This window comes from Azorhizobium sp. AG788, assembly GCF_943371865.1.
Taxonomy (GTDB): Bacteria; Pseudomonadota; Alphaproteobacteria; order Rhizobiales; family Xanthobacteraceae; genus Azorhizobium.
Window position 1 is genome coordinate 28,689 of sequence record NZ_CALRWL010000047.1, and the last position, 20,086, is coordinate 48,774.

Sequence of the window (20,086 nt, forward strand, 5' to 3'; positions counted from 1 at the left end):
GCCGGGCACGGGACAGCGGTTTTCGGACGGGATCATGCGCCACTTGAGGCAGTCTCACAGCCACGCGCGTTCCGGGCGCTCTCACCGGTGCACCCGATGATCTCCGGCTCCCGCCTGTCCCGCCGTGCGCTGCTGGCCGGTGCCTTCGCGCTCTCGCCCGTGGCCCGCGCGCTGGGACAAGTCCCTGCCTCCGGGCAGGTGGACGTGGTGATCATCGGTGCCGGGGCCGCCGGCATCGCCGCCGCGCGCAAGGTCGCCGCGGCGGGACGCAGCTACGCTTTGATCGAAGCCGCCAAGCGGGTCGGCGGACGCGCCTATACGGACACCGCCGCATTCGGCGTGCCGTTGGATATGGGCGCCGACCGGCTCTATCTGCCGGGCGCCGCGGCGCTGGCGGAGCTCGGCCGTCAGGCCGGGCTTGATCTCTATGCCGGCCCCCGCGCCGCCCGCCTCTATCTCGCCGGCAAGGAAGCCAAGGACGCGGAATATGAGGATTTCGTTGCCACCGTGCGCCGGGCCGAACGGGCCATCGGCGCCGCAGGCGATGCCGGGCGCGACATGGCTGCCGCCCGCGTGCTGCCCGACCTCGGCCCGTTCGGCGCCGCCGCCAGCTTCCTGATCGGCCCCTTGGGCTGCGCCAAGGAATTGGAGCAGGTCTCCACCGTGGACCTGTCCCGCGCGGAAGAGCGCGATGAGACCTTGTTCTGCCGCACCGGCATCGGCGCCTTGGTGGTGAAGCTGGCGGAAGGACTTCCGGTTCGGCTGGACACCACGGCGTCCAGCATCGAATTCGGTGGGCGGGGGGTGGAGGTGCGCACCAATCGCGGCCTGCTCACCGCCCGCGCGGTGATCCTGGCGGTGCCGCCCAGCCTGCTGGCGGCGGGCAAGATCCGGATACAGCCCGGCCTGCCGGCCCGCCAGCGCAGCGCCATCGAGCGCATCACGCTCGGTGCCCGCGACCACATCGCCTTCCTGCTCCCCGGCAATCCCTTGCAAGCCGAGCCGGACGAGACCCTGCATGTGCAGACCATCGGCCAGAAGCCGCTTTCGCTCTCGGCCCGCGTGGGCGGCAGCGATGTGCATGTGGCGCAGGTGGGCGGGCAGATGGCGCAGGCCATTGCCGATGGCGGGCCCAATGCCGGCGCCGATTATGTGAAGACCGCGCTGCAAGCCGCGTTCGGCACGGACGTCTCGCGCAAGATCGGCAAGGTGGTGCAGACGCGGTGGAGCCGCGAGCCGCTGGCCCTGGGCGCCCTCTCCTGCGCCCTGCCCGGCAGCGGCAACATGCGCCGTGCCTTCACTGAAGTGGTGGCGAACCGGCTCGTCTTCGCCGGCGAGCATGCCCACGAAACCCTGTGGGGCACGGTCCCCGGCGCCTGGCTCTCGGGCGAACGGGCGGCGGGGCAGGCGCTGCGCATCCTCGGCGTTCAGGGCGCCGCTCTCGCGCCCTGAACGAAGGCCCGATCAACCGCGCAGAGCGGCACCGGTCTTCTTGGTGACTTCCGCGACGATCTTGGCGGCCACCGCCTCGATTTCCACATCGGTGAGGGTGCGCTCGCGCGGCTGCAAGGTGACCTCGATGGCTACCGACTTCTTGTCCTCGGCGATGCCCGCCCCCTCATAGAGGTCGAACACGCTCACCTCGGTCACCAGCTTCTTGTCCACGCCGTGGGCGGCCTTGACCACGTCGGCTGCCGCCACCTCGCGGCCCACCACGAAGGCGAAGTCGCGCTTCACCGGCTGGAAGGCGGACAGGTCCAGCAGCGGCTTGACCTTGGTGGGCTTGGCCTTGGGCTCTGGCACACGGTCCAGCACCAGTTCGAACGCCACCAGCGGGCCGGACACGTCCAGCGCCTCCAGCAGCGAGGGATGCAGCTCGCCGAAGGTGCCGAGCACGTTCGGCCCCAAGCGGAACGAGCCCGAACGGCCGGGGTGATACCAGCTCGGGGCATCGCGGGTGACCTGGAGATTGGCCACCGGCGCGCCGCACGCGGCCAGCGCGGCCAGCGCATCGGCCTTGGCATCGAAGGCATCGACGCTTTCCGCCTTGCCGGACCAGTGCCGGCCGGCCCCGGCCGGCTTGGCGGTGGCGCGGCGCAGGCCGGCGGCGCCCTGGCGCTGATCCTGCGGGCGATCGCCGGCGAAGATTTGCCCCACCTCGAACAGCGCCGCATCGCCGAAGCCGCGATCCGCATTGGCCTGGGCCGCGCGGATCAGGCCCGGCAGCAGCGAAGGCCGCATGTCGGACAAATCGGAGGCGATGGGATTGATCAGCGCCAGTTCCGGCGCCCCGCCGCCGAACAGTTCCGCCTGCGCCTTGGACACGAACGACCAGGTGACCGCTTCCACCAAGCCGCGCGCCGCCAGCGCCCGGCGGGCCTTGCGGGTGCGCATCTGCAAGGCGGTCAGGACCGGACGACGGGCGCCCTCGCGGGGGAATTCGGTCAGCGGCACCCGCTCCAGGCCGAGGATGCGCACCACCTCTTCCACCAGATCCGCCTTGCCTTCCACATCGCCGCGCCAGGACGGCGGCACCACGTCCAGCACCGGCCCGCTGCCGGAGACGGTGAAGCCGAGGCTGGTGAGCACGTCGGTGATTTCGGTCGGCGTCGCTTCCAGGCCGGACAGCCGCTTCACCTCGGACAGCGGGAAGGAAATGGTGCGGGTGGTGTCCGGCACCGCGCCCGCGACCACCGCCTGCGAGGGCTCGCCGCCGCAGATGTCGAGGATGAGGTGGGTGGCCAGATCCAGGCCCGGCAGGGTGAAAGCCGGGTCGATGCCGCGCTCGAAGCGGAAGCGGGCGTCGGAATTCAGCCCCAGCTTGCGGCCGGTCTGGGCGATGTTGATGGGGTCCCACAACGCGCTCTCGATCACCACGTCGGTGGTGTCGGCATCGCAGCCGCTCTCCTGCCCGCCCATGACGCCGGCCAAGGACTCCACGCCCTTGTCGTCGGCGATCACGCACATGGTGTCATCGAGCGTGTAGGTCTTGCCGTCCAGGGCCAACAGGGTCTCGCCCGCCTTGGCCCGGCGCACCACCAGATCGCCATGGACCTTCTTCAGGTCGAACACATGCAGCGGGCGATTGCGGTCGAAGGTCAGGAAGTTGGTGACGTCCACCAGCGCATTGATGGGCCGCAGGCCGATGGCCCGCAGCTTCTCCTGCATCCATTCCGGCGACGGACCGTTCTTCACGCCGCGAATGACCCGGAGCGCGAATACCGGGCTCAAAGGCGGGGTGTCGCCGAAGTCCAGCGTGACGCCCAGCGGGGCGGGGAAGGTGCCTTCCACCGGCGCCACCCGGGGCGCCATGAGTTCGCCCAGGCCCACCGCGGCCAGATCCCGCGCCACGCCGGCAACACCGAGGCAATCGGCGCGGTTAGGGGTGACGGCGATCTCGATCACCGGATCGTTCAGGCCCAGCACCTGCGCGAACGGCACGCCCACCGGCGCGTCCTCGGGCAGTTCCAGGATGCCGTCATGTTCTTCGGAGAGGCCCAGTTCACGAGCCGAGCACAGCATGCCGCGGCTCTCGACGCCGCGGATGGTGCCGATCTTCAGTTCGGTGCCGGTGGCCGGAATGACCGTGCCGGGGGCGGCGAACACCACCTTGATGCCGGCGCGGGCATTGGGCGCCCCGCACACCACCTGCACCGGGCTGCCGGCACCCGTATCCACCATGCACAGCCGCAGCTTATCCGCATTGGGATGCTTCTCGGCGCTGATGATGTCGGCCACCGTGAACGGCGCCAGCGCCTTGGCCTTGTCCTCGACGCCCTCCACCTCAAGGCCGATCAGCGACAGCTTCTCGACGATGGCGTCCATCGGCTGGGTGGTTTCCAGATGCTCTTGGAGCCAGGAGAAGGTGAATTTCATCGCGCGGTCGCTTTCATGTTCTGCTCAGTCCCCTCCCCCCGGCGCGTGGCAGCCTGGGAGGACGGGCAGGAATGGCGGACGGGCCGGAGCCTCAGACGCTCAGGCCACCGGCCAGGGTCGGGAAGTCCAGCGGGCGGAAGCCGTAGTGGGAGAGCCAGCGCTCGTCGGCCTCGAAGAAGGCGCGCAGGTCGTTCATGCCGTATTTCAGCATGGCGATGCGATCGATGCCCATGCCCCAGGCGAAGCCCTGGTAGACGTCCGGATCGATGCCGCAATTGCGCAGCACGTTCGGGTGGACCATGCCGCAGCCGAGGATCTCCAGCCAGTCGGAGCCCTCGCCGAAGCGGATCTCGCCAGGGCGGGAGCGGTCGCACTGGATGTCCACTTCCATGCTGGGCTCGGTGAAGGGGAAGAAGGACGGGCGGAACCGCATCGTCACCTTCTCCACTTCGAAGAACGCCTTGCAGAACTCCTCCAGGATCCACTTGAGGTGGCCCATGTGGGAGCCCTTGTCGATCACCAGCCCCTCCACCTGATGGAACATGGGGGTGTGGGTCTGGTCACTGTCGCAACGATAGGTGCGGCCCGGGCAGATGACGCGGATCGGCGGCTTCTGCCCCAGCATGGTGCGCACCTGCACCGGCGAGGTGTGGGTGCGCAGCACCATGCGCTCTCCCTCCGCATTGGGCGGCAGGAAGAAGGTGTCGTGCATCTCGCGCGCCGGATGACCGGCGGGGAAGTTCAAAGCGGTGAAATTGTGGAAGTCGGTCTCGATGTCCGGGCCTTCCGCCACCGAGAAGCCCATGTCGGCGAAGATGGCGGTGAGCTCTTCGGTCACCTGGGCGATGGGATGGATGCGGCCGCGCTCGGCCGGTGCCTCGCGCACGGGCAGCGTGACGTCGAGGCGCTCGGTGGCCAGGCGCGCATCGAGGGCGGCGGCCTTGAGGGCTTCCTTGCGGGCGGCGAGCAGGCCCTGCACCCGGTCGCGCAGGCCGTTGATGGCGGGGCCCATCACCTTGCGCTCGTCCGGGCTCATGGTGCCCAGCGACTTCAGCAATTCGGAGACGGTGCCCTTCTTGCCGAGGGCGGCGACGCGCACCTGCTCCAGTTCCGCCTCGCCGGCGGCCCCGAGGATCGCGCTCGCGGTCTCCCGCTCCAGTGCATCGAGAGCGGGGTGATCGGTGAGGACGAGAGCGGACATGAGCCAACCTCAGGACAGAACGGACATGAAACGGACGGGCGGCGGCGCGCGCGTTGGGCGCCTTATATCCACACCGCACCAACACCAAAAGCCCCGGACGGCTTAGCGCACGGGGCTTTCAGGTCTCGGAAAGGCGGGACGGGGAGAACTCAGGCCGCGAGGGCGGCCTGGGCCTTCTCCACCAGGACCTTCAAGGTCGCAGGCTCATGGATGGCGATATCCGAGAGCACCTTGCGGTCCACCTCGATCCCGGCCTTGCCGAGACCGTCGATAAACCGGCCATAGGTCATGCCCAGCTCGCGTACACCCGCGTTGATGCGCTGGATCCAGAGAGCGCGGAAGTTGCGCTTCTTGATCTTACGATCGCGGTAGTTGTACTGCATCGACCGTTCGACGGCCGACTTCGCTGCGCGGATGGTATTCTTGCGACGGCCGTAAAAGCCTTTGGCGGCTTTGAAGACCTTCTTATGCTTGGCGTGTGATGTAACGCCACGTTTGACGCGGGACATGGAATATCTCCTGGGATCGCGGTGGTGGCGTCAGCCGTTCGGCAGGAACGACTTGCGGATCACCCGTCCATCGCTCTCGCTCAGAATGGTGGTGCCGCGCTGATTGCGGATCGTCTTGTTGGTCCGCTTGATCATCCCATGGCGCTTACCTGCCTGGGCCGCGATCACTTTCCCGGTACCGGTCAGACGGAAGCGTTTCTTCGCTCCCGACTTGGTCTTCATCTTGGGCATTTGGCTCTCCGTGGCCGCTATCTGCCGCGCGTTGCCACGCGGAGCGTTCGGCCTCTTGTTGCTGTGAGCTATAAGAACCAGCACGGCAGCCCTTGTCGCCGGCCGGTTCGAAGGCCGCACTCGTTACAGGAGCCGGCTCCAAAACGCAAGCGGCGCCGCCCCGGACGCCCCCATAAGGACCATCGGGCGGGTGCGGCGCTCTGCCTCAAGGAGATGTGAAGACCCGACGTATGGTCACCGCGAGGCCGCCCAAGTGTGGCGATAAGACCAAGGGTGTGGAGGATTTCATCATGCGTCCGTTCCAGTCGCTTTCCCTTGCGTCTTCGGTCGTCGCCCTGGCTGCCGGCCTTGCCGCTGCCCCCTTGCCCGCGTCCGCCCAGGCGCTGCGCCTCGGCGCGCAGCCCGCCGCCGTTGCAGCGGTGGCGGACGGAAATGTCCAGCAGGTGCAATGGCGGGGTGGTCCCGGCGGTCCCGGCTGGGGCGGGGGCGGATGGCGCGGCGGCGGACCGGGCTGGGGCGGCGGTGGCTGGCGTGGCGGCGGCCCCGGCTGGGGTGGCGGCGGATGGGTCGGCCGACCGGGCTGGGGGCCAGGCTGGGGCCCCGGCTGGGGACGTCCTGGCTGGGGCGGTGGGCCGGTCTATTACGGCGGCGGCTGGGGCTATGGCAACGGCCCCTATTATGGCGGCTGGAACGGCTTCGGGCCGGGACTCGCCACCGGCATCATCGTCGGCGCGGCGGTGGCCAACACGGCTCCAGTCTATGGCGGGCCGGTGTATGGCGGCCCGGTCTATGCGGGCGCGCCTGCCAACTGGATTGCCTATTGCTCGCGGAAGTACCGCTCGTTCGATCCGCGCACGGGCACCTTCCTCGGCTATGACGGGCGGCGCCACCCCTGCACCTAAGGCCATGACCTGAGACCATCATGGGAAGTCATGGCCGACGACGGCGCCCTCGGGGCGCCGTGGCGAACAGATGACCACATCGATGCGACATCAAGGGTCTGTGAAGGGTTGGCACTTTCTGACGCCGCCAGCGTTGTTCTCCCATAAGGAGAATAATGATGGCTGCATACATGAGCGCATGGCGCCGAACCCTTACCCTGGCCACGGCCGCCGCCATGGCCGGAGCCCTGGTGGTTCCCACCGGCGCGGGTGCCCAAGCCCTGCGGATCGGGGCGGCGTCGGTTCCGTCTGCAGGCCCCGCCAGTGGCCTGCAGACGGGAGAGGCGGGCGCCGACGTCCAGCAGGTCCAGTATCGCCAGGGTCCGCCTCCCGGCTGGCGCGGCGGTGGTCCTAACCGCGGCTGGCGTGGCGCCGGCTGGCGCGGACCGGGCTATTACAATCGCGGCTGGGGTGGCCCCGGCTGGCGCGGCCCCGGCTATTACGGGCCGCGCTCGTACAACTATGGCTACAACAATAACAACGGCGGCGCTGTGGCCGCCGGGGTGATCGGCGGGCTGGCGCTCGGCGCCATTGCAGCGGGTGCTGCCAATGCCAACCAGAACCAAAACCAGGGCAACGCGGTCGCTTATTGCGCGCAGAGGTTCAAGTCTTACGACGCGCGGAGCGGTACCTACCTGGGCTACGACGGCCTGCGTCATAGCTGCCCCTGACGTCCGCTGCCCTGACATCGGGCGGCGATGAGATGACATCACCGGCCTGAAACGAAAAGAGGCCCGCCTTCCATGAAGGCGGGCCTCTTGATGTCATCCTCTCAGAGGTCCCGATCCAGGACTCAGCGCGGCGCCAGGATCATGATCATCTGGCGGCCTTCGAGCATGGGCTCGGCTTCCACCTTGGCGATGGTGGCGACGTCTTCCTTCAGCTTCTGCAGCAGCTTGAAGCCGATGTCCTGATGCGCCATCTCGCGACCGCGGAAGCGCAAAGTGACCTTCACCTTGTCGCCTTCCTCGAAGAAGCGCTGCATGGAACGCATCTTGACGTCATAGTCGTGCGTATCGATGCCGGGTCGCAGCTTGATTTCCTTGACCTCGACCACCTTCTGCTTCTTGCGCGCCTCGCTGGCCTTCTTCTGGTTCTGATACTTGAAGCGGCCGAAATCGAGGATCTTGCAAACGGGTGGGGCGGAATTGGGCGCGATCTCCACCAGATCGAGCCCGGCCTCCTGCGCCAGCGTCAAGGCGTCGCGGATGGCCAGGACACCACGATTCTGCCCATCTTGATCGATGAGCTGAACTTCGCGGATGCGGATCTCTTCGTTGACGCGCGGACCATCCTTCTCCGGCGCGACGGGTCTCATAGGGCGTCGAATGGCGGCAAACTCCTCTTGCCATTGAATTTTTCGCCTTGAAGCGTCGAACATCCGGGCGGCGTTGAGCCGCAGCACCAGTCTCGATCGCGAGGGCGGACCCTGAAGATCGTGACAAACGCCCCTTAAGTCAATGACCTTGGGCATTTCCGTGCCGATCCGGCTCGTCTTTTTCCGCCACCGCGGCGCAGCATGCCACCGGGTTTCTCTGTCACAGTTCGGCCGCCTTCCCCGGTCATGGCAGAATGAAGGGCAAAGAGGCGCGAATCGGGCCAACCCGGAGCGGGGGTTCGCCCGTTGCGTCGTGACAAACCGGACCCTTTCATGCGCCAGATCGATCCTCGACTTCGCCCTGCGGTGATGCCCGCTCTGCGCCGCCTGACATGGAGCGCGGCGCTGACGAGCGCCCTGCTGGCCGCCACCATCGGCGCGGCGCGGGCAGAAGGGCGCCTTTCCGCAAAATACTCCCTCACCGTGGCCGGCGTGGAGATCGGCCGCGCCAGCATCACGGTGGATGCGGGCGATACCGCGTACCAAGTCATCGGTACGGGCAAGGTCACGGGAATCATGCGTGCGGTGTCTGCCGGCAAGGGTAGCGCAGCTGCCCGTGGGGCGATCACCGTCAACAAGCTGGCTCCGCAGATCTACGCGCTCTCTGCCGAAGCGGACGGCAAAGCGGAGAGTGTCCGCCTCGCCATGGTGGCCGGCACCGCCAAGGAAGTGGATGTCGAACCGCCGATCAAGCCGCTGCCGGACCGTGTCGAGGTGACCGAGACGCATCTGGCCAACATCATGGATCCGGTGAGCGGCGCGTTCGTCTACGTGCCCGGCACCGCGGACCTGCTGTCCGCCGCGGCCTGCGACCGCTCGATCCCGATTTTTGACGGCCGCCAGCGCTACGATGTCTCCCTGACCTTCCTGCGCATCGAGCAGGTAAAAGCCGGCAAGACCTATGCCGGGCCGGCCGTGGTGTGCCGCGCCGGCTACACCCCGGTGGCGGGCCACAGGCCAACCCGCTCGACGGTCAAATACATGATGGAAAACAAGGAAATGTACGTTTGGCTGGTGCCGATCGCGGGCACCCGCCTTCTCGCGCCGTTCCGGGTATCCATCGCCACCATGATCGGCACAGCGACGTTGGAAGCCACCAGCTTTGAGGCCGAAGCCAAGGACAAGGCCGTCCCCATCAGCGCGCCCAAGCCCTGAGGCCACCGACGGGCATTGTTGGCGGGCTGACAGGCGCCCATCGATGAACACCCACCACCGCTAGTGGGGGGCGAAACACGAACGCAGGCGAACTCTCGATTCGACCGCTGTTCGTTCCTCACCCGTTCTTTTTGCCAGATTTTACTCCCGCCACGCTTCGCGTTGACACCGGGTGGTGGGGAGGTGTTCCCTTAGCGCGCACGGAGATCGTGCCAGAGGGATCCATGGCCAAACGAAGCAAGGCGAGCGCGAAACTGACCGTCGAGGCGCCGCGCGGCGTCAAATCCCTGGTCGAGGCCAAGGCCTGGATGGCGGCCCGCGGCATCACGGAAATCGAATGCACCGTGCCCGATCTGGCGGGCGTGGCGCGCGGCAAGATCATGCCGGCCTCCAAATTCTATTCCTCGCCGGTGATGAACCTGCCGCTCTCGGTGTTTTTCCAGACCATCTCGGGCGAATATCCCGACTATGAGGGACTGGTGGATTCCGTGGTGGCGGACTCGGACCTGGTGATGGAGCCGGACTTCGCCACCTTGTGCACCGTGCCCTGGGCGCAGGATCCCACCGCTCAGATCGTCCATGACGCCTACCATCGCGACGGACGGCCGGTGGAGGAATCCCCGCGTCAGGTGCTGAAGAATGTGCTCGGCCTCTATGCCAAGCACGGCTGGACGCCGGTGGTGGCCCCGGAGATCGAATTCTACTTGGTGGAGCCCAACACCGATCCCGACTACCCGCTGAAGCCGCCCGTGGGCCGCTCCGGCCGGCCGGAGATCGGCCGCCAGTCCTATTCCATCCAGGCGGTGAACGAGTTCGACGCGCTGTTCGAGGACATCTACGATTATTCCGAGGCGCAGGGCCTGGAGATCGACACGCTGATCCATGAGGACGGCGCCGCGCAGATGGAAATCAACCTGCGCCACGGCGACCCGCTGATGCTCGCCGACCAGGTGTTCCTGTTCAAGCGCACCATTCGCGAGGCAGCGCTTGGCCATAAGATCTACGCCACCTTCATGGCCAAGCCGATCGCCAACGAGCCCGGCAGCGCCATGCACATCCACCAATCGGTGGTGGATACAAAGACCGGCAAGAACATCTTCTCGGATGCCGATGGCGACCCCACGCCGGAATTCTTTTCCTTCATTGCCGGCCAGCAGAAATATCTGCCGGCGGTGCTGAGCATCCTGGCGCCTTATGTGAATTCCTATCGGCGCCTGACACCGGATTCCATGGCGCCCATCAATGTGCAGTGGGGCTATGACAACCGCACCGCCGGCTTGCGCGTGCCCCCCTCCCCGCCGGAGGCGCGGCGGGTGGAGAACCGGGTGCCGTCGTCCGATGCCAATCCCTATCTGGCCATCGCCGCTTCGCTGGCCTGCGGCTATCTGGGTATTGAGCAGGGCCTGCGCCCCACCGATCCCCTGGAAGGCGATGCCAAGGACAAGCCGTTCGACCTGCCCCGCGGCCTGCTGGAGGCGGTGGACGAACTGGTCGGCTGCGACGAACTGGGCGAAGTGCTCGGCCGGCGCTTCATACGCACCTATGCCGCCGTCAAGCGGGCCGAGTTCGAGACCTTCATGCGGGTGATCTCGCCCTGGGAACGGGAATATCTGCTGCTGAACGTATGAGGCCCCGCGACCCCTCCACCGCCGCGCACCCTGCCTCATGGTATGCGGCGACGGCCGGCACGCCGCCGGCTTTCCCAACGCTGCAGGCGGACACCCGCGCCGACGTGGTGGTGGTGGGCGGCGGCTACACCGGCCTTTCGGCGGCCCTGCATCTGGCGCAGGCGGGCATGGAGGTGGTGCTGCTGGAGGCGGGCCGGGTCGGCTGCGGCGCCTCAGGCCGCAATGGCGGGCAGATCCACACCGGGCAGCGGCGCGACCAGGAGTATCTGGAAGCTCATCTCGGCAAGGACGATGCGCGCAAGCTGTGGGACCTATCCCAGGACGCCAAGGCTTTCCTGCGCCAGCTCATCACCACCCATGACATCCCGTGCGACCTGGTCGATGGCCTGATCCATGCGGACCACAAGCCCGGCTACGTGGCCCACGGCCATGCCTATGCCCGCCATCTGCGCGAGGCCTATGGTTACGACCAGATCACGCCCCTCTCCCGCGACGAGGTGCGCGCCCTGGTAGGATCGCCCGCTTATTATGGCGGCACCCTCGACACCGGTGCCGGGCACCTGCACCCCCTGAAGCTGGCATTCGGCCTGGCCCGGGCGGCGCAGACGGCCGGGGCGCGGATCTTCGAACAAAGCGCCGCCGTGGCTATCTCCGAGGGAGGCGGCGCGGTGCGCATCACCACCGCCGGCGGCGCCGTGGTGCAGACGGACCGGCTGCTGGAATGCGGCAACGGCCTGATGGATGGGCTGGACCGGCGGGTGGATACCCACGTCATGCCCATCAACAATTACATCGCCGTCACCGAGCCTTTGGGCGCGCGGGCGCGCACCCTCATCCGCAATGGCGCGGCGGTGGCGGACAGCCGCTTCGTGGTGAACTATTTCCGTCTCACGCCCGATGACCGGCTGCTGTTCGGCGGCGGCGAGAGCTACCGCCGGGCGCTGCGGGCGAATGTGCCGGCCTTCGTGCGGCCGTTCATCCTCAAAGTGTTTCCCCAGTTGGCCGACGTGCGCGTCGATTATGGCTGGGGCGGGACGCTGGGGATCACCATGACCCGCAATCCCTTCGTGCGCCGCCTGTCGGAACGGGTGCTGGTGGCCGCCGGCTATAGCGGCCAGGGGGTGCTGCTGGCGCCCCTGTTCGGCCGGATCCTGGCGGAGGCGGTGGCCGGCCGGCTGGACCGGCTGGCGGTGCTGGAGCGCTTCCCAGTGCCGGCCTTTCCCGGCGGCACCGCCTTGCGCTATCCCCTCCTGGTGGCCGGCCTCAGCTATTACGCGCTGCGCGACCGGCTATAAGCCTGCGCTCAAGCGAACGCGGCCCTCACCCGCGCCGGCTGGAAGGCGCGGGCCGCGCCGATGCCGAGCAGGACGAACACGATCAACACCACGCCTTGGGCGATGGCGAACGGCGGCTCGGACTGGGTCGGCGCCAGGATGTGCAGCGCCGGGACTTTGCCGAAGGCTTGGGCCACGGCGACAAACACCAGCAAATATAGGCTCGCCACCGCACCGGCGGCATAGATCCAGCGCCAAGCGCGGGCGAGGTGAAAGGCGTAGCGGGCGGCCAGCGTCACCGCCAGGATCACCAACGCGATCGCCCCCACCACATGGGAGGGCAGCACGCCGGAGAACGGGAAGCCATATCCGGTGGCGCTGGTGGCCACCGCCGTGGCGAGGAACACGCCGGTCCACACCGGCTGCATCCGCGAGGCGAACATCCCCGCCAGAACCACCACGCCGGTGGCGATGGCAATGAGGCTCAGCCACGTATGAAAGCCGGTAAAGGTCGTGATGTCGAACATGCCCAGTCCCCCGACGACGCCTCGGCGCGGGAGCCTCCCGCCGGCGCGATCGCTGCTGGCGGGGGACCGTCCGGGCGTCAGGCATCAAGCCCATGGCGGAAACCGGCGAAGGCGCCGGAGACCCCACCCCACGGGCAGCCTGCCAGGAAACGCAAGCTTCGTCTTGCATGATTCCAATGAAACCCGCCGCAGGGCCTTAAGCCCCGCAACGGGTGCGAAGATGGGGTCCGGGCCGCGTCAGGCCGCGCGGACGCACTGCAGGAAGGTCTCAACCGACTGACCGAGCCCCCGCGCCCGCTCGGCGAGGTTGACCGCGAGGCTTTGCACCTCGTCCACATGGCTGACGTTGGAGGCCACCGAGGCGCGCACGCCGCCGATGCTGGCGAACACCGTGCGCGACCCATCCGCCGCCTCGTCCATCGACACCGAAATGTCGCGGCTGGCGTGGCCCTGACCCACCGCGGCTTCCGCCACTTCACGGGCCAGGATGTTCATGTTGCGGATGGTCTCGGCGATGAGATCCACCGCCTTGGAGGTGCCGCGGCTGGCGCCCTGGATGCTGGTGATCTCGTCGGTGACCTGGGCCGTGGCGCGGGCGGTCTGCTCTGCCAGGGCCTTGACCTCGCTGGCCACGACCGAGAAGCCGCGTCCCTTGTCGCCGGCGCGGGCAGCCTCGATGGTGGCATTGAGGGCCAGCAAATTGGTCTGCTCGGCGATGGAGGCGATGACCCCCACCACATCGCCGATCTTGCTGACCGCGGCCACCAATTGGCTGGCCGCCTGACCGGTCTGCTCGGTCTCGACGAGGGCCGCGGCGGCGATCTCGCTGGTGGTGCGGATGCGCGAGCCGATCTCGTCCGCGGATTCCGACAAATGCTTGGCGCTGCCGGCAATGGAATCCACCGCCCGAGCCGCCGCGTCCGCGGCATCGGAAGCCACCTTGGCTTCGCTCTGGGTGGCGTGGGAGGCGTCCGACATGGCGTTGGCCGCCAGGCTCATTTTCTCGGCTGCCTCCTGGACCGCGCCCATCATCGCCAGGGCTTCCCGCTCGAACGCCTTGGCGGCGTCGGCAAGATATTCCGCCCGCGCATGGTCGGCGGCGGAGCGGGCCAGCAGCGCCGCATCGGCTTCGCGCTTCTCCCGCAGCGCCTGCTGGAAGATGGCGATGGCCTTGGCCATCTCGCCGATCTCGTCGCGATTCTGGGTGAAGGGGACGGTCACATCCAGATTGTTGTCCGCCAGCGCCACCATGGTGGACTTCAGCCGGATCAACGGACGCTGGATCTGGCGCGACGTCAGCCACCCGGCAACCGCCAGAACGACAATGAGCCCCACCGCCGGAACGGCGATCAGGGCCACCTGGGCGTCGAACCGCGAGGCTTCGGCGGCGGCGCGGGTGCGATCCAGGCCCTCCAGCACTTCGCGCCCGAGGGCCTCGATGCTGGCGATCATCTGCTCACGGCTCTTGATGGTGGGTTCTTCGGAAGCCTGGAGCAACGCCGCGGCGGGCGAGATAGTGAGGCCCAGTTGCGCGGTATCTTCCTGGTAGGCGATGAATTCGTTGAGCTGGTTCTGCAGCTTGCGCTTGCGCTGGGGATCCAGCTGATCTCCAAGGGCAGCGAAGAACGGCTCACGGATGGCGGTGATCTCCTTCAGCGCCTGCTCCAGACCTTCCAGCTTGCCCTTTGCTGCCACCTTGTCGCGGGCCGTGTAAACCGCATTCGCCTGCACCACGGCGTGTTCGATGGCGCGGGCCAGGGTCTGGGCCTGCAACGCGCCGCTCCAGATTGTCTCCACCTGCTCGGCCCGCTGCTGTTCCAATGCGATCTGCAGGTAACCGAACCCCGAGACCGCAAATGTCAGAATGGCAAGAAGCCCAAGAACGGCGCTCAGTTTGCGCCCGATGGTGACGCGCAGCGAGAAATGGGGAAGGCGAAAAAGGCGCATGGGATAATTCCGGGCGAGGGAAACAATTCGCGCACCACGTGCCGGATGATACTTTACGGGCGTATGACGGTTAACCGGCAAACATCACCGCTGCGACGTCTCGCCATCCCTAAATGCTTGCGACTGCAGTCTTCGCAGCCGCCAGTAAACCTAGGCGACACCTCATTTTACCTCTGTACCCAATTTAGGTTATGAGAGATCGATATCAGTAGTTACCTAAAGTCCAGCCCGGCTGCGCACTACTTTTTCTCTATGAGCTTCCGCGCCTCTCCGACCGCCTGGAGACAGCCCGCCTTGTCACCCGCGGCCTGGAGATTCTGCGCTTTGTTGAGATAGGCCTGGGCTCCGGAGAGCTGGGGCGCAGCCCCGCCTTCTGCCGCCGCCATGGATCCTGGCGTCGGCTCATGGTTCAGCTGGGCACCGACGCTCTGCGTCCCGTATGGGCCGGTGAGAGGCGCGTTCAGGGGCGGTTGCGGCAGTTGGTTCTGTAACGCAACGATCTGTTCCAGGCAGTCCTGTGCCGCGGCGGCGGGCGCGAAGGCTCCGACCCCGAGAAGCGCACCGATCCCCATCATGGCCAAGGTCCGCGTCATGATCAGCTCCATTGCCCCACGGGCTCATGTACCTGCGCGCGACCGATCCCCATGCGATGGAGCGAGCCGGAGGCGCTGCTTTTCCATGCAGCCGGAACGCGCCGGCTTCAAGCCGAAATGCAGGGCGCCGCCGCGCACGCACGGCCATTCTCTGGCGCCGGCTGGCCGAGCCCACTTGCCATCCCCCCGCACCGCTGCTCCCATGCGGCGGGAGCTTGTCATGCACACGCGGCGCACCTTTCTCACCCGGACCTTGACCGGTGCCTGCGTCCTGTCGGCGGCACCGGCGTTGCTGGGCCGGTCCGCACAGGCCGGCGCAGGACCGGAGCGGATTCAGGCTCTGATCGATGGCGCCGCAGCGCGGGCGCGCAGCGCGCAGGGCGCGAAGCTCGGTCTCGTGCTCGGCATCATCGGGCCGGACGCGCCCGAAGGACGCCTGCTGTTCGCGGGCGGCGCCGGCCTCACCTCAGCGACCGGGGCGCCCCTGCCCTTGGATGCGCAGACCTCCTTCGAGATCGGGTCCATCTCGAAGGTCTTCACCTCCGCCCTTGCCTATCAGCGCCATGGCCCGTACGCGGGCACGCTGGGCGCGGCCCTCGGCGGTGCCGTGCCGCTTTCGCCAGCGGTGGCAGCCCTGGAATTGGAGAATCTCGCCATCTACCAGCCGGGACTGCCGCAGGACAATCGGGGCGGGGTCTATCCGCCGGGGGCAATGGCGACGCTGGACAACCTCTTTGCCTATGTGAACGGCCTGCCCGGACCAATCCCCCAGGGGACATGCTACGCCTATTCGAACCTCGGGTGGGCGCTGCTGGCCATGGCCAGCGTCGGCCTCTCCGGCACCGATACGAAGGCCTTCGTGGCCCGCTACGCGCAGGCTCTGCAGGCGTTCTGCGGTACCTTGGGTGCGCGCGATACCCATGTCTTCGCCCCGAGGCTCCGCCCGCAGCTGCCCATGGGCTACACGCACCAGTGGCAGCCCTTGCCCGGAAATGCCTCCTATGCCCCGACCACCCCACCAACGGTCGGCGCCGGAGGCATCGTCAGCACCGGGGCCGACATGCTGTCCTATCTGGCCTACAACATGGGCCGGCGGCCCGGAGGGCTGACAGATGCCGCCCTCGCCTATCAGCAGACGCCCAGCTTCCACGCGCGAAATTGCAAGGGTGGCAATGCCCCGTCCACCGCCTACGGCTGGTTCCGCAAAGCCTTGCCTACAGGCGATGGCGCGGTGACCGTGCTCAACAAGGATGGCGGCGTGCGGGGATTTACGGCGTGGATGGGGTTCACCGCGTGGCAGGGCACGGGGCAGCCATCCAGCCATGGCGTGTTCGTCCTCGCCAATGGACCGCCGGCGGTCAGACTGGGCAACGCGGCCCTGGGACTTCTTTGGAAGGCGTGAGCACGGGATACCTGATGCTCAGAGCGCTCACCGCGCAGCTGACATTACCTCCAGGCTTAAACGAGAACTAAACAGTCGGAGCTTAGTCTGGACCGAATGTGGTTCGATCCAACAACTCTCTTCGCTGGCCTGATCGCCAGCCTCACCGTCAGCGGCCTCGTGCTGCTCTGGAGTTGGTATGAGGATCAATCGGAACTGATCCTTGCCCGCGGCGGGAGCGGCTTCCTTTTGGCCGGCCTGGGCGCAGCGGTATTCGCCGCGCGGGATGACATTCCCCATGAACTCGGCCAGATGGTCGGTCCGGGGATGGTCATGCTCGGCATCGGGATCACCTGGGCCGGCGCGCGCGCCTTCAATCGGCGCCCGGCGCCCCTCTGGGTGATCGGGCTCGGGACGGTCCTGTGGATCGGATTTACCCTCACGCCGCCCCTGTTTGAGTCGACCCATGTGCGCACAGCGGTCGGCTGCGCCATCATCGCCAGCTATCTTCTGCTCGCCGCACTGGAAATCCGCTCCGGCGCCCCGTTGCGGGGCCGTACGCCACTGGCCGTGCTGCTGATGCTTCACGCCCTCTTCGTCATGCTGCGCGTTCCGCTCTCCCTGGGGTTTGTTCCACCGGGCGTGGTGCCGGTACAGACCCAATGGCTCGGAGCGATCGTGCTGGAGGGCATGGTGTTCGTGCAGATCTGCGCCGTCCTGCTGATCGCTTTGACCAAGGAGCGCCTGGAAGAGCGGCTGCGGGCAATGGCGGAGACAGATCCCCTGACCGGCCTGTGCAATCGCCGCGCGCTGTTCGAGCGCGGCAGCGGCGCCCTGGCGGCCTGCGCCCGCACACGCAAGCCAGCCGCTGTGGCCCTTTTCGACCTGGATGAATTCAAGGCGGTGAACGACACCTTCGGACACGCCGCCGGTGATGCGGTGCTGCAGGCGTTCGCACATGCCGCAGAGGAGTGCCTGTGGGAAGGCGACATCGTCGGCCGGATCGGTGGTGAGGAATTCGCTCTGGTCCTGCCGGGACGCGATGCCAGTGCCGCGACCGCCGTGGCGCAGCAAATCATGGAGCAATTCCATCATCTGGCCGCACAGGGGCATGGCATCGCCTGCACCGCATCCGGCGGGCTGGCGGTGGTCCTGGACGGGACCGGCTCCATCGAGGCCCTGCTGGGCGCCGCGGACCAGGCGCTTTACGACGCCAAGCGCGAAGGCCCCAACACCCTGCGCCTCGCCCCCTAGGGCAGGCACGGAGCGAGGCCCCAGCGCCCGCCGTCAGTGGGCCGGCGCGGCGCCCGCTCCGGGCTTGGGCCGGCGCACCAGGAACACCAGCAAGGTGGTGGCGCACAGAAAGATGGAGACCCCGAAGAACACATCGGAAAAGGCCATCACCAGCGCCTGTTGGCGCACCATCTTGGCCACTTCCTTTGCGGCCGCCAGTTCCGCGTTGGAGCCCAAGGTGGCTTCAAAGCCAGCGGTCATCTTGGCCAGCGTGTCCACCACCCCGGGGCGCGACCAGGTGACGGAGTCCCGCAGCCGGGCCATATGCATGTCCCAACGGCTGTTGAGCACGGTGTTGATGACCGCAAGCCCCACCGCGCCGCCGAGGTTGCGCATCAGATTGAACAGGCCGCTGGCATTCTTCAGTTGCGAGGGCGGCAGCGTCCCCAGCGCGACGATATTGATGGGCACCATGCACATCATCAGCGCTGCCCCGCGCAGCAACTGCGGCCACAGCAACTGGTCAAAGCCCCAGTCCTTGGTGATGGGCAGCAGTTCCAGGGAGGAGATGATCAGACAGACGAAGCCCGTGCCGATCACCAGGCGCGGATCCAGCTTGCGCCCAAGGATGCCGACGATGGGTGCGAACACGAACATCGCCCCACCGGTGACGAACACCGTCTCGCCGATCTGCAGCGCATTGAAGCCGCGCACCTGGGCGAGGAACAGCGGGTACAGATAGGTCAGTCCGTACAGCACTGTGCCCAGCATGAAGGTGAGCACGGACCCGACAGCAAAATTACGGTCCCGATAGGCTTTCAGATCCACCACCGGCTGAGCGGCGGTGAAGGCGCGGTAGAAGAACAGCAGCGCGCCCAGCACCACCAGCATCGAAAACACCACGATGGTCTGCGATTGGAACCAGTCGTCGCGCTCCCCTTCCTCCAGCACATATTCCAAGCTGCCGAGGAACACCGCCATGCCCAACAGACCGAACGCGTCGAACTGCTTGAGCAGGCTGAATTCCGGCTTGTCGAAATCCACCAGGAACCAGCACAGCAGCGTGGCGGCAATGCCCGGCGGCACGTTGATCAGGAACAGCCAGTGCCACGAGAGCGCATCGGTGAGATAGCCGCCCACTGTGGGGCCGATGGTGGGCGCCAGGGTCACCACCAGGCCCACCAGCGCCATCACCGGCGGCTGGTAGCGCTTGGGGAAGATGGTATAGGCCGCGGCAAAGGCGGTCGGGATCATGCCTCCGCCGATGAAGCCCTGGACGGCGCGGTAGAAGATCATCTCGTTGATGGAGGTGGCGGTGGCGCACAACAGGCTGGCCACCGTGAACCCCGCAGCCGACATGGCGAACAGATAGCGGGTCGACATGGCCCGGGCCAGGAAGCCCGACAGCGGGATCATCACCACCTCGGCGATGAGATAGGCCGTCTGCACCCAGGAAATCTCGTCGGAACTGGCAGACAATCCCGCCTGGATTTCCGACAAGGACGAGGAGACGATCTGGATATCCAGGATCGCCATGAACATGCCGAAGATCAGCGCCAGAAACGCAATCAGGCGCCGGGTGGTGATCTGCGGCTCCGCCGCAACCCCGCCCACCACCGCCGCTCCCGCGGCCATCAGCGGACCTCGGCGGTGCGGCTCGCCTTGGGGTCTGAGCGGGTATCGATGGTCACCACCGCCGAGAGGCCCGGCCGCAGACGACCGCTTTCAAGCACACTGGCGGGAACGCGCACCCGCACCGGGACACGCTGAACGATCTTGGTGAAGTTGCCGGTGGCATTTTCCGGCGGCAGCAGGCTGAACACCTGGCCGGCGGCGGGGGCGATGCTCTCCACCGTTCCCACGATGGGATGATCGGGATCGGCATCCAGAATGACATCGACGCTCTGGCCCGCATGCAGCGTGCGCAGCTGGGTTTCCTTGAAATTGGCATCCACATAGGCGCCATTTTCCGGCACCAGCGCCGCAAGCCGCTTGCCAGCGGTGACATAGTCACCCACTTCGACGCCCTTGTTGCCGATGACGCCATCAAATGGCGCCCGCAACACCGTGGCGTCCAGGTCGAGCTGCGCCTTGGCGAGCGCCGCTTCCAGCTCCTTGCGGGTGCTCGACGCCTCGTCCCTCTGCGCCTTCAACACCTCGAGCGTGGCCTCCGCGGAGGCCACGGCCGCCGTGGCGGCGACGGTGGCCGCGG

At 67.2% G+C, this 20,086-nt stretch carries 18 protein-coding genes; 8 read left to right on the plus strand and 10 right to left on the minus strand.

Annotated elements, in window-relative coordinates; all coding sequences use genetic code 11:
• The first annotated feature begins 96 nt into the window (after positions 1-96).
• Positions 97-1,452: an FAD-dependent oxidoreductase gene (locus AAG816_RS21625; protein WP_341991758.1), complete on the plus strand. Its 1,356-nt coding sequence runs from the start codon at positions 97-99 to the stop codon at positions 1,450-1,452.
• A gap of 12 nt (positions 1,453-1,464) precedes the next feature.
• Here AAG816_RS21625 and pheT read toward each other — a convergent pair whose 3' ends face one another.
• The 4 genes from pheT to rpmI all read right to left on the minus strand — a co-directional run bounded on the left by pheT (position 1,465) and on the right by rpmI (position 5,817).
• The gene (pheT, locus tag AAG816_RS21630; protein ID WP_341991759.1) at positions 1,465-3,876 is read right to left on the minus strand and encodes a phenylalanine--tRNA ligase subunit beta; all 2,412 of its coding nucleotides are present in this window, start codon (positions 3,874-3,876) and stop codon (positions 1,465-1,467) included.
• A 91-nt stretch (positions 3,877-3,967) separates the two neighbouring features.
• Positions 3,968-5,077, minus strand: coding sequence for a phenylalanine--tRNA ligase subunit alpha (gene pheS / locus AAG816_RS21635; protein ID WP_341991760.1), 1,110 nt, complete (start codon positions 5,075-5,077; stop codon positions 3,968-3,970).
• A gap of 149 nt (positions 5,078-5,226) precedes the next feature.
• Entirely contained in the window at positions 5,227-5,586 is a 360-nt protein-coding gene (rplT, locus tag AAG816_RS21640; RefSeq protein WP_341991761.1) for a 50S ribosomal protein L20, read from the minus strand.
• 30 nt (positions 5,587-5,616) lie between these two features.
• On the minus strand, positions 5,617-5,817 hold the full coding sequence (gene rpmI / locus AAG816_RS21645) for a 50S ribosomal protein L35 (protein ID WP_029003627.1): 201 nt from the start codon (positions 5,815-5,817) through the stop codon (positions 5,617-5,619).
• A gap of 230 nt (positions 5,818-6,047) precedes the next feature.
• Here rpmI and AAG816_RS21650 point away from each other — a divergent pair, with 230 nt between their 5' ends.
• Together AAG816_RS21650 and AAG816_RS21655 are read left to right on the plus strand one after the other, a co-directional pair.
• Positions 6,048-6,719 carry a BA14K family protein gene (locus tag AAG816_RS21650; RefSeq protein WP_341991762.1) on the plus strand — a complete coding sequence of 224 codons (672 nt, stop codon included), beginning with the start codon at positions 6,048-6,050 and terminating at the stop codon, positions 6,717-6,719.
• A gap of 215 nt (positions 6,720-6,934) precedes the next feature.
• Complete coding sequence (locus AAG816_RS21655; protein ID WP_341991775.1) at positions 6,935-7,429, plus strand: BA14K family protein; 495 nt, start codon at positions 6,935-6,937, stop codon at positions 7,427-7,429.
• A gap of 122 nt (positions 7,430-7,551) precedes the next feature.
• Here the strand turns inward: AAG816_RS21655 and infC are convergent, their stop codons facing one another.
• Positions 7,552-8,076, minus strand: a complete 525-nt coding sequence (infC, locus tag AAG816_RS21660) for a translation initiation factor IF-3 (protein WP_341991776.1) — start codon at positions 8,074-8,076, stop codon at positions 7,552-7,554.
• 333 nt (positions 8,077-8,409) lie between these two features.
• Between infC and AAG816_RS21665 the strand changes: the two genes are divergently transcribed.
• The 3 genes from AAG816_RS21665 to AAG816_RS21675 all read left to right on the plus strand — a co-directional run bounded on the left by AAG816_RS21665 (position 8,410) and on the right by AAG816_RS21675 (position 12,214).
• Positions 8,410-9,291 carry a DUF3108 domain-containing protein gene (locus AAG816_RS21665; RefSeq protein WP_341991763.1) on the plus strand — a complete coding sequence of 294 codons (882 nt, stop codon included), beginning with the start codon at positions 8,410-8,412 and terminating at the stop codon, positions 9,289-9,291.
• Between the two features lie 224 nt (positions 9,292-9,515).
• Positions 9,516-10,919 (plus strand): glutamine synthetase family protein, encoded by a 1,404-nt coding sequence (locus AAG816_RS21670; RefSeq protein WP_341991764.1) that lies wholly within the window; start codon positions 9,516-9,518, stop codon positions 10,917-10,919.
• Positions 10,916-12,214: an FAD-binding oxidoreductase gene (locus AAG816_RS21675; protein WP_341991765.1), complete on the plus strand. Its 1,299-nt coding sequence runs from the start codon at positions 10,916-10,918 to the stop codon at positions 12,212-12,214. The genes AAG816_RS21670 and AAG816_RS21675 overlap by 4 nt, the downstream gene beginning before the upstream one ends.
• Positions 12,215-12,222: 8 nt before the next feature.
• On the opposite strand, the gene AAG816_RS21680 is transcribed toward AAG816_RS21675, so the two are convergent.
• From AAG816_RS21680 to AAG816_RS21690, 3 genes are all read right to left on the minus strand, one after another.
• On the minus strand, positions 12,223-12,720 hold the full coding sequence (locus AAG816_RS21680) for a hypothetical protein (RefSeq protein ID WP_341991766.1): 498 nt from the start codon (positions 12,718-12,720) through the stop codon (positions 12,223-12,225).
• Positions 12,721-12,957: 237 nt separating this feature from the next.
• Positions 12,958-14,667, minus strand: coding sequence for a methyl-accepting chemotaxis protein (locus AAG816_RS21685; protein ID WP_341991767.1), 1,710 nt, complete (start codon positions 14,665-14,667; stop codon positions 12,958-12,960).
• Between the two features lie 239 nt (positions 14,668-14,906).
• Entirely contained in the window at positions 14,907-15,260 is a 354-nt protein-coding gene (locus tag AAG816_RS21690) for a hypothetical protein (protein ID WP_341991768.1), read from the minus strand.
• 220 nt (positions 15,261-15,480) lie between these two features.
• Here AAG816_RS21690 and AAG816_RS21695 point away from each other — a divergent pair, with 220 nt between their 5' ends.
• Together AAG816_RS21695 and AAG816_RS21700 are read left to right on the plus strand one after the other, a co-directional pair.
• Positions 15,481-16,662: a serine hydrolase domain-containing protein gene (locus tag AAG816_RS21695; protein WP_341991769.1), complete on the plus strand. Its 1,182-nt coding sequence runs from the start codon at positions 15,481-15,483 to the stop codon at positions 16,660-16,662.
• 96 nt (positions 16,663-16,758) lie between these two features.
• A complete protein-coding gene (locus AAG816_RS21700) occupies positions 16,759-17,895 on the plus strand; it encodes a GGDEF domain-containing protein (RefSeq protein ID WP_341991770.1) in 1,137 nt (378 codons plus the stop codon).
• A 33-nt stretch (positions 17,896-17,928) separates the two neighbouring features.
• On the opposite strand, the gene AAG816_RS21705 is transcribed toward AAG816_RS21700, so the two are convergent.
• On the minus strand, positions 17,929-19,509 hold the full coding sequence (locus tag AAG816_RS21705) for a DHA2 family efflux MFS transporter permease subunit (RefSeq protein WP_341991771.1): 1,581 nt from the start codon (positions 19,507-19,509) through the stop codon (positions 17,929-17,931).
• Positions 19,509-20,086 (minus strand): HlyD family efflux transporter periplasmic adaptor subunit (locus AAG816_RS21710; protein ID WP_341991772.1); only part of this gene is annotated, 578 nt, incomplete at its 5' end. The genes AAG816_RS21710 and AAG816_RS21705, both read right to left, overlap by 1 nt.

Coding starts and splice junctions, on each gene's coding strand:
- AAG816_RS21675 (WP_341991765.1), top strand. CDS start 10,916: ATGAGGCCCCGCGACCCCTCCACCGCCGCGCACCCTGCCTCATGGTAT.
- rpmI (WP_029003627.1), bottom strand. CDS start 5,817: ATGCCCAAGATGAAGACCAAGTCGGGAGCGAAGAAACGCTTCCGTCTG.
- pheT (WP_341991759.1), bottom strand. CDS start 3,876: ATGAAATTCACCTTCTCCTGGCTCCAAGAGCATCTGGAAACCACCCAG.
- AAG816_RS21685 (WP_341991767.1), bottom strand. CDS start 14,667: ATGCGCCTTTTTCGCCTTCCCCATTTCTCGCTGCGCGTCACCATCGGG.
- rplT (WP_341991761.1), bottom strand. CDS start 5,586: ATGTCCCGCGTCAAACGTGGCGTTACATCACACGCCAAGCATAAGAAG.
- AAG816_RS21655 (WP_341991775.1), top strand. CDS start 6,935: ATGGCCGGAGCCCTGGTGGTTCCCACCGGCGCGGGTGCCCAAGCCCTG.
- AAG816_RS21680 (WP_341991766.1), bottom strand. CDS start 12,720: ATGTTCGACATCACGACCTTTACCGGCTTTCATACGTGGCTGAGCCTC.
- AAG816_RS21690 (WP_341991768.1), bottom strand. CDS start 15,260: ATGACGCGGACCTTGGCCATGATGGGGATCGGTGCGCTTCTCGGGGTC.
- AAG816_RS21625 (WP_341991758.1), top strand. CDS start 97: ATGATCTCCGGCTCCCGCCTGTCCCGCCGTGCGCTGCTGGCCGGTGCC.
- AAG816_RS21665 (WP_341991763.1), top strand. CDS start 8,410: ATGCGCCAGATCGATCCTCGACTTCGCCCTGCGGTGATGCCCGCTCTG.
- infC (WP_341991776.1), bottom strand. CDS start 8,076: ATGAGACCCGTCGCGCCGGAGAAGGATGGTCCGCGCGTCAACGAAGAG.
- AAG816_RS21700 (WP_341991770.1), top strand. CDS start 16,759: ATGTGGTTCGATCCAACAACTCTCTTCGCTGGCCTGATCGCCAGCCTC.
- AAG816_RS21705 (WP_341991771.1), bottom strand. CDS start 19,509: ATGGCCGCGGGAGCGGCGGTGGTGGGCGGGGTTGCGGCGGAGCCGCAG.
- AAG816_RS21650 (WP_341991762.1), top strand. CDS start 6,048: ATGGTCACCGCGAGGCCGCCCAAGTGTGGCGATAAGACCAAGGGTGTG.
- AAG816_RS21695 (WP_341991769.1), top strand. CDS start 15,481: ATGCACACGCGGCGCACCTTTCTCACCCGGACCTTGACCGGTGCCTGC.
- pheS (WP_341991760.1), bottom strand. CDS start 5,077: ATGTCCGCTCTCGTCCTCACCGATCACCCCGCTCTCGATGCACTGGAG.
- AAG816_RS21670 (WP_341991764.1), top strand. CDS start 9,516: ATGGCCAAACGAAGCAAGGCGAGCGCGAAACTGACCGTCGAGGCGCCG.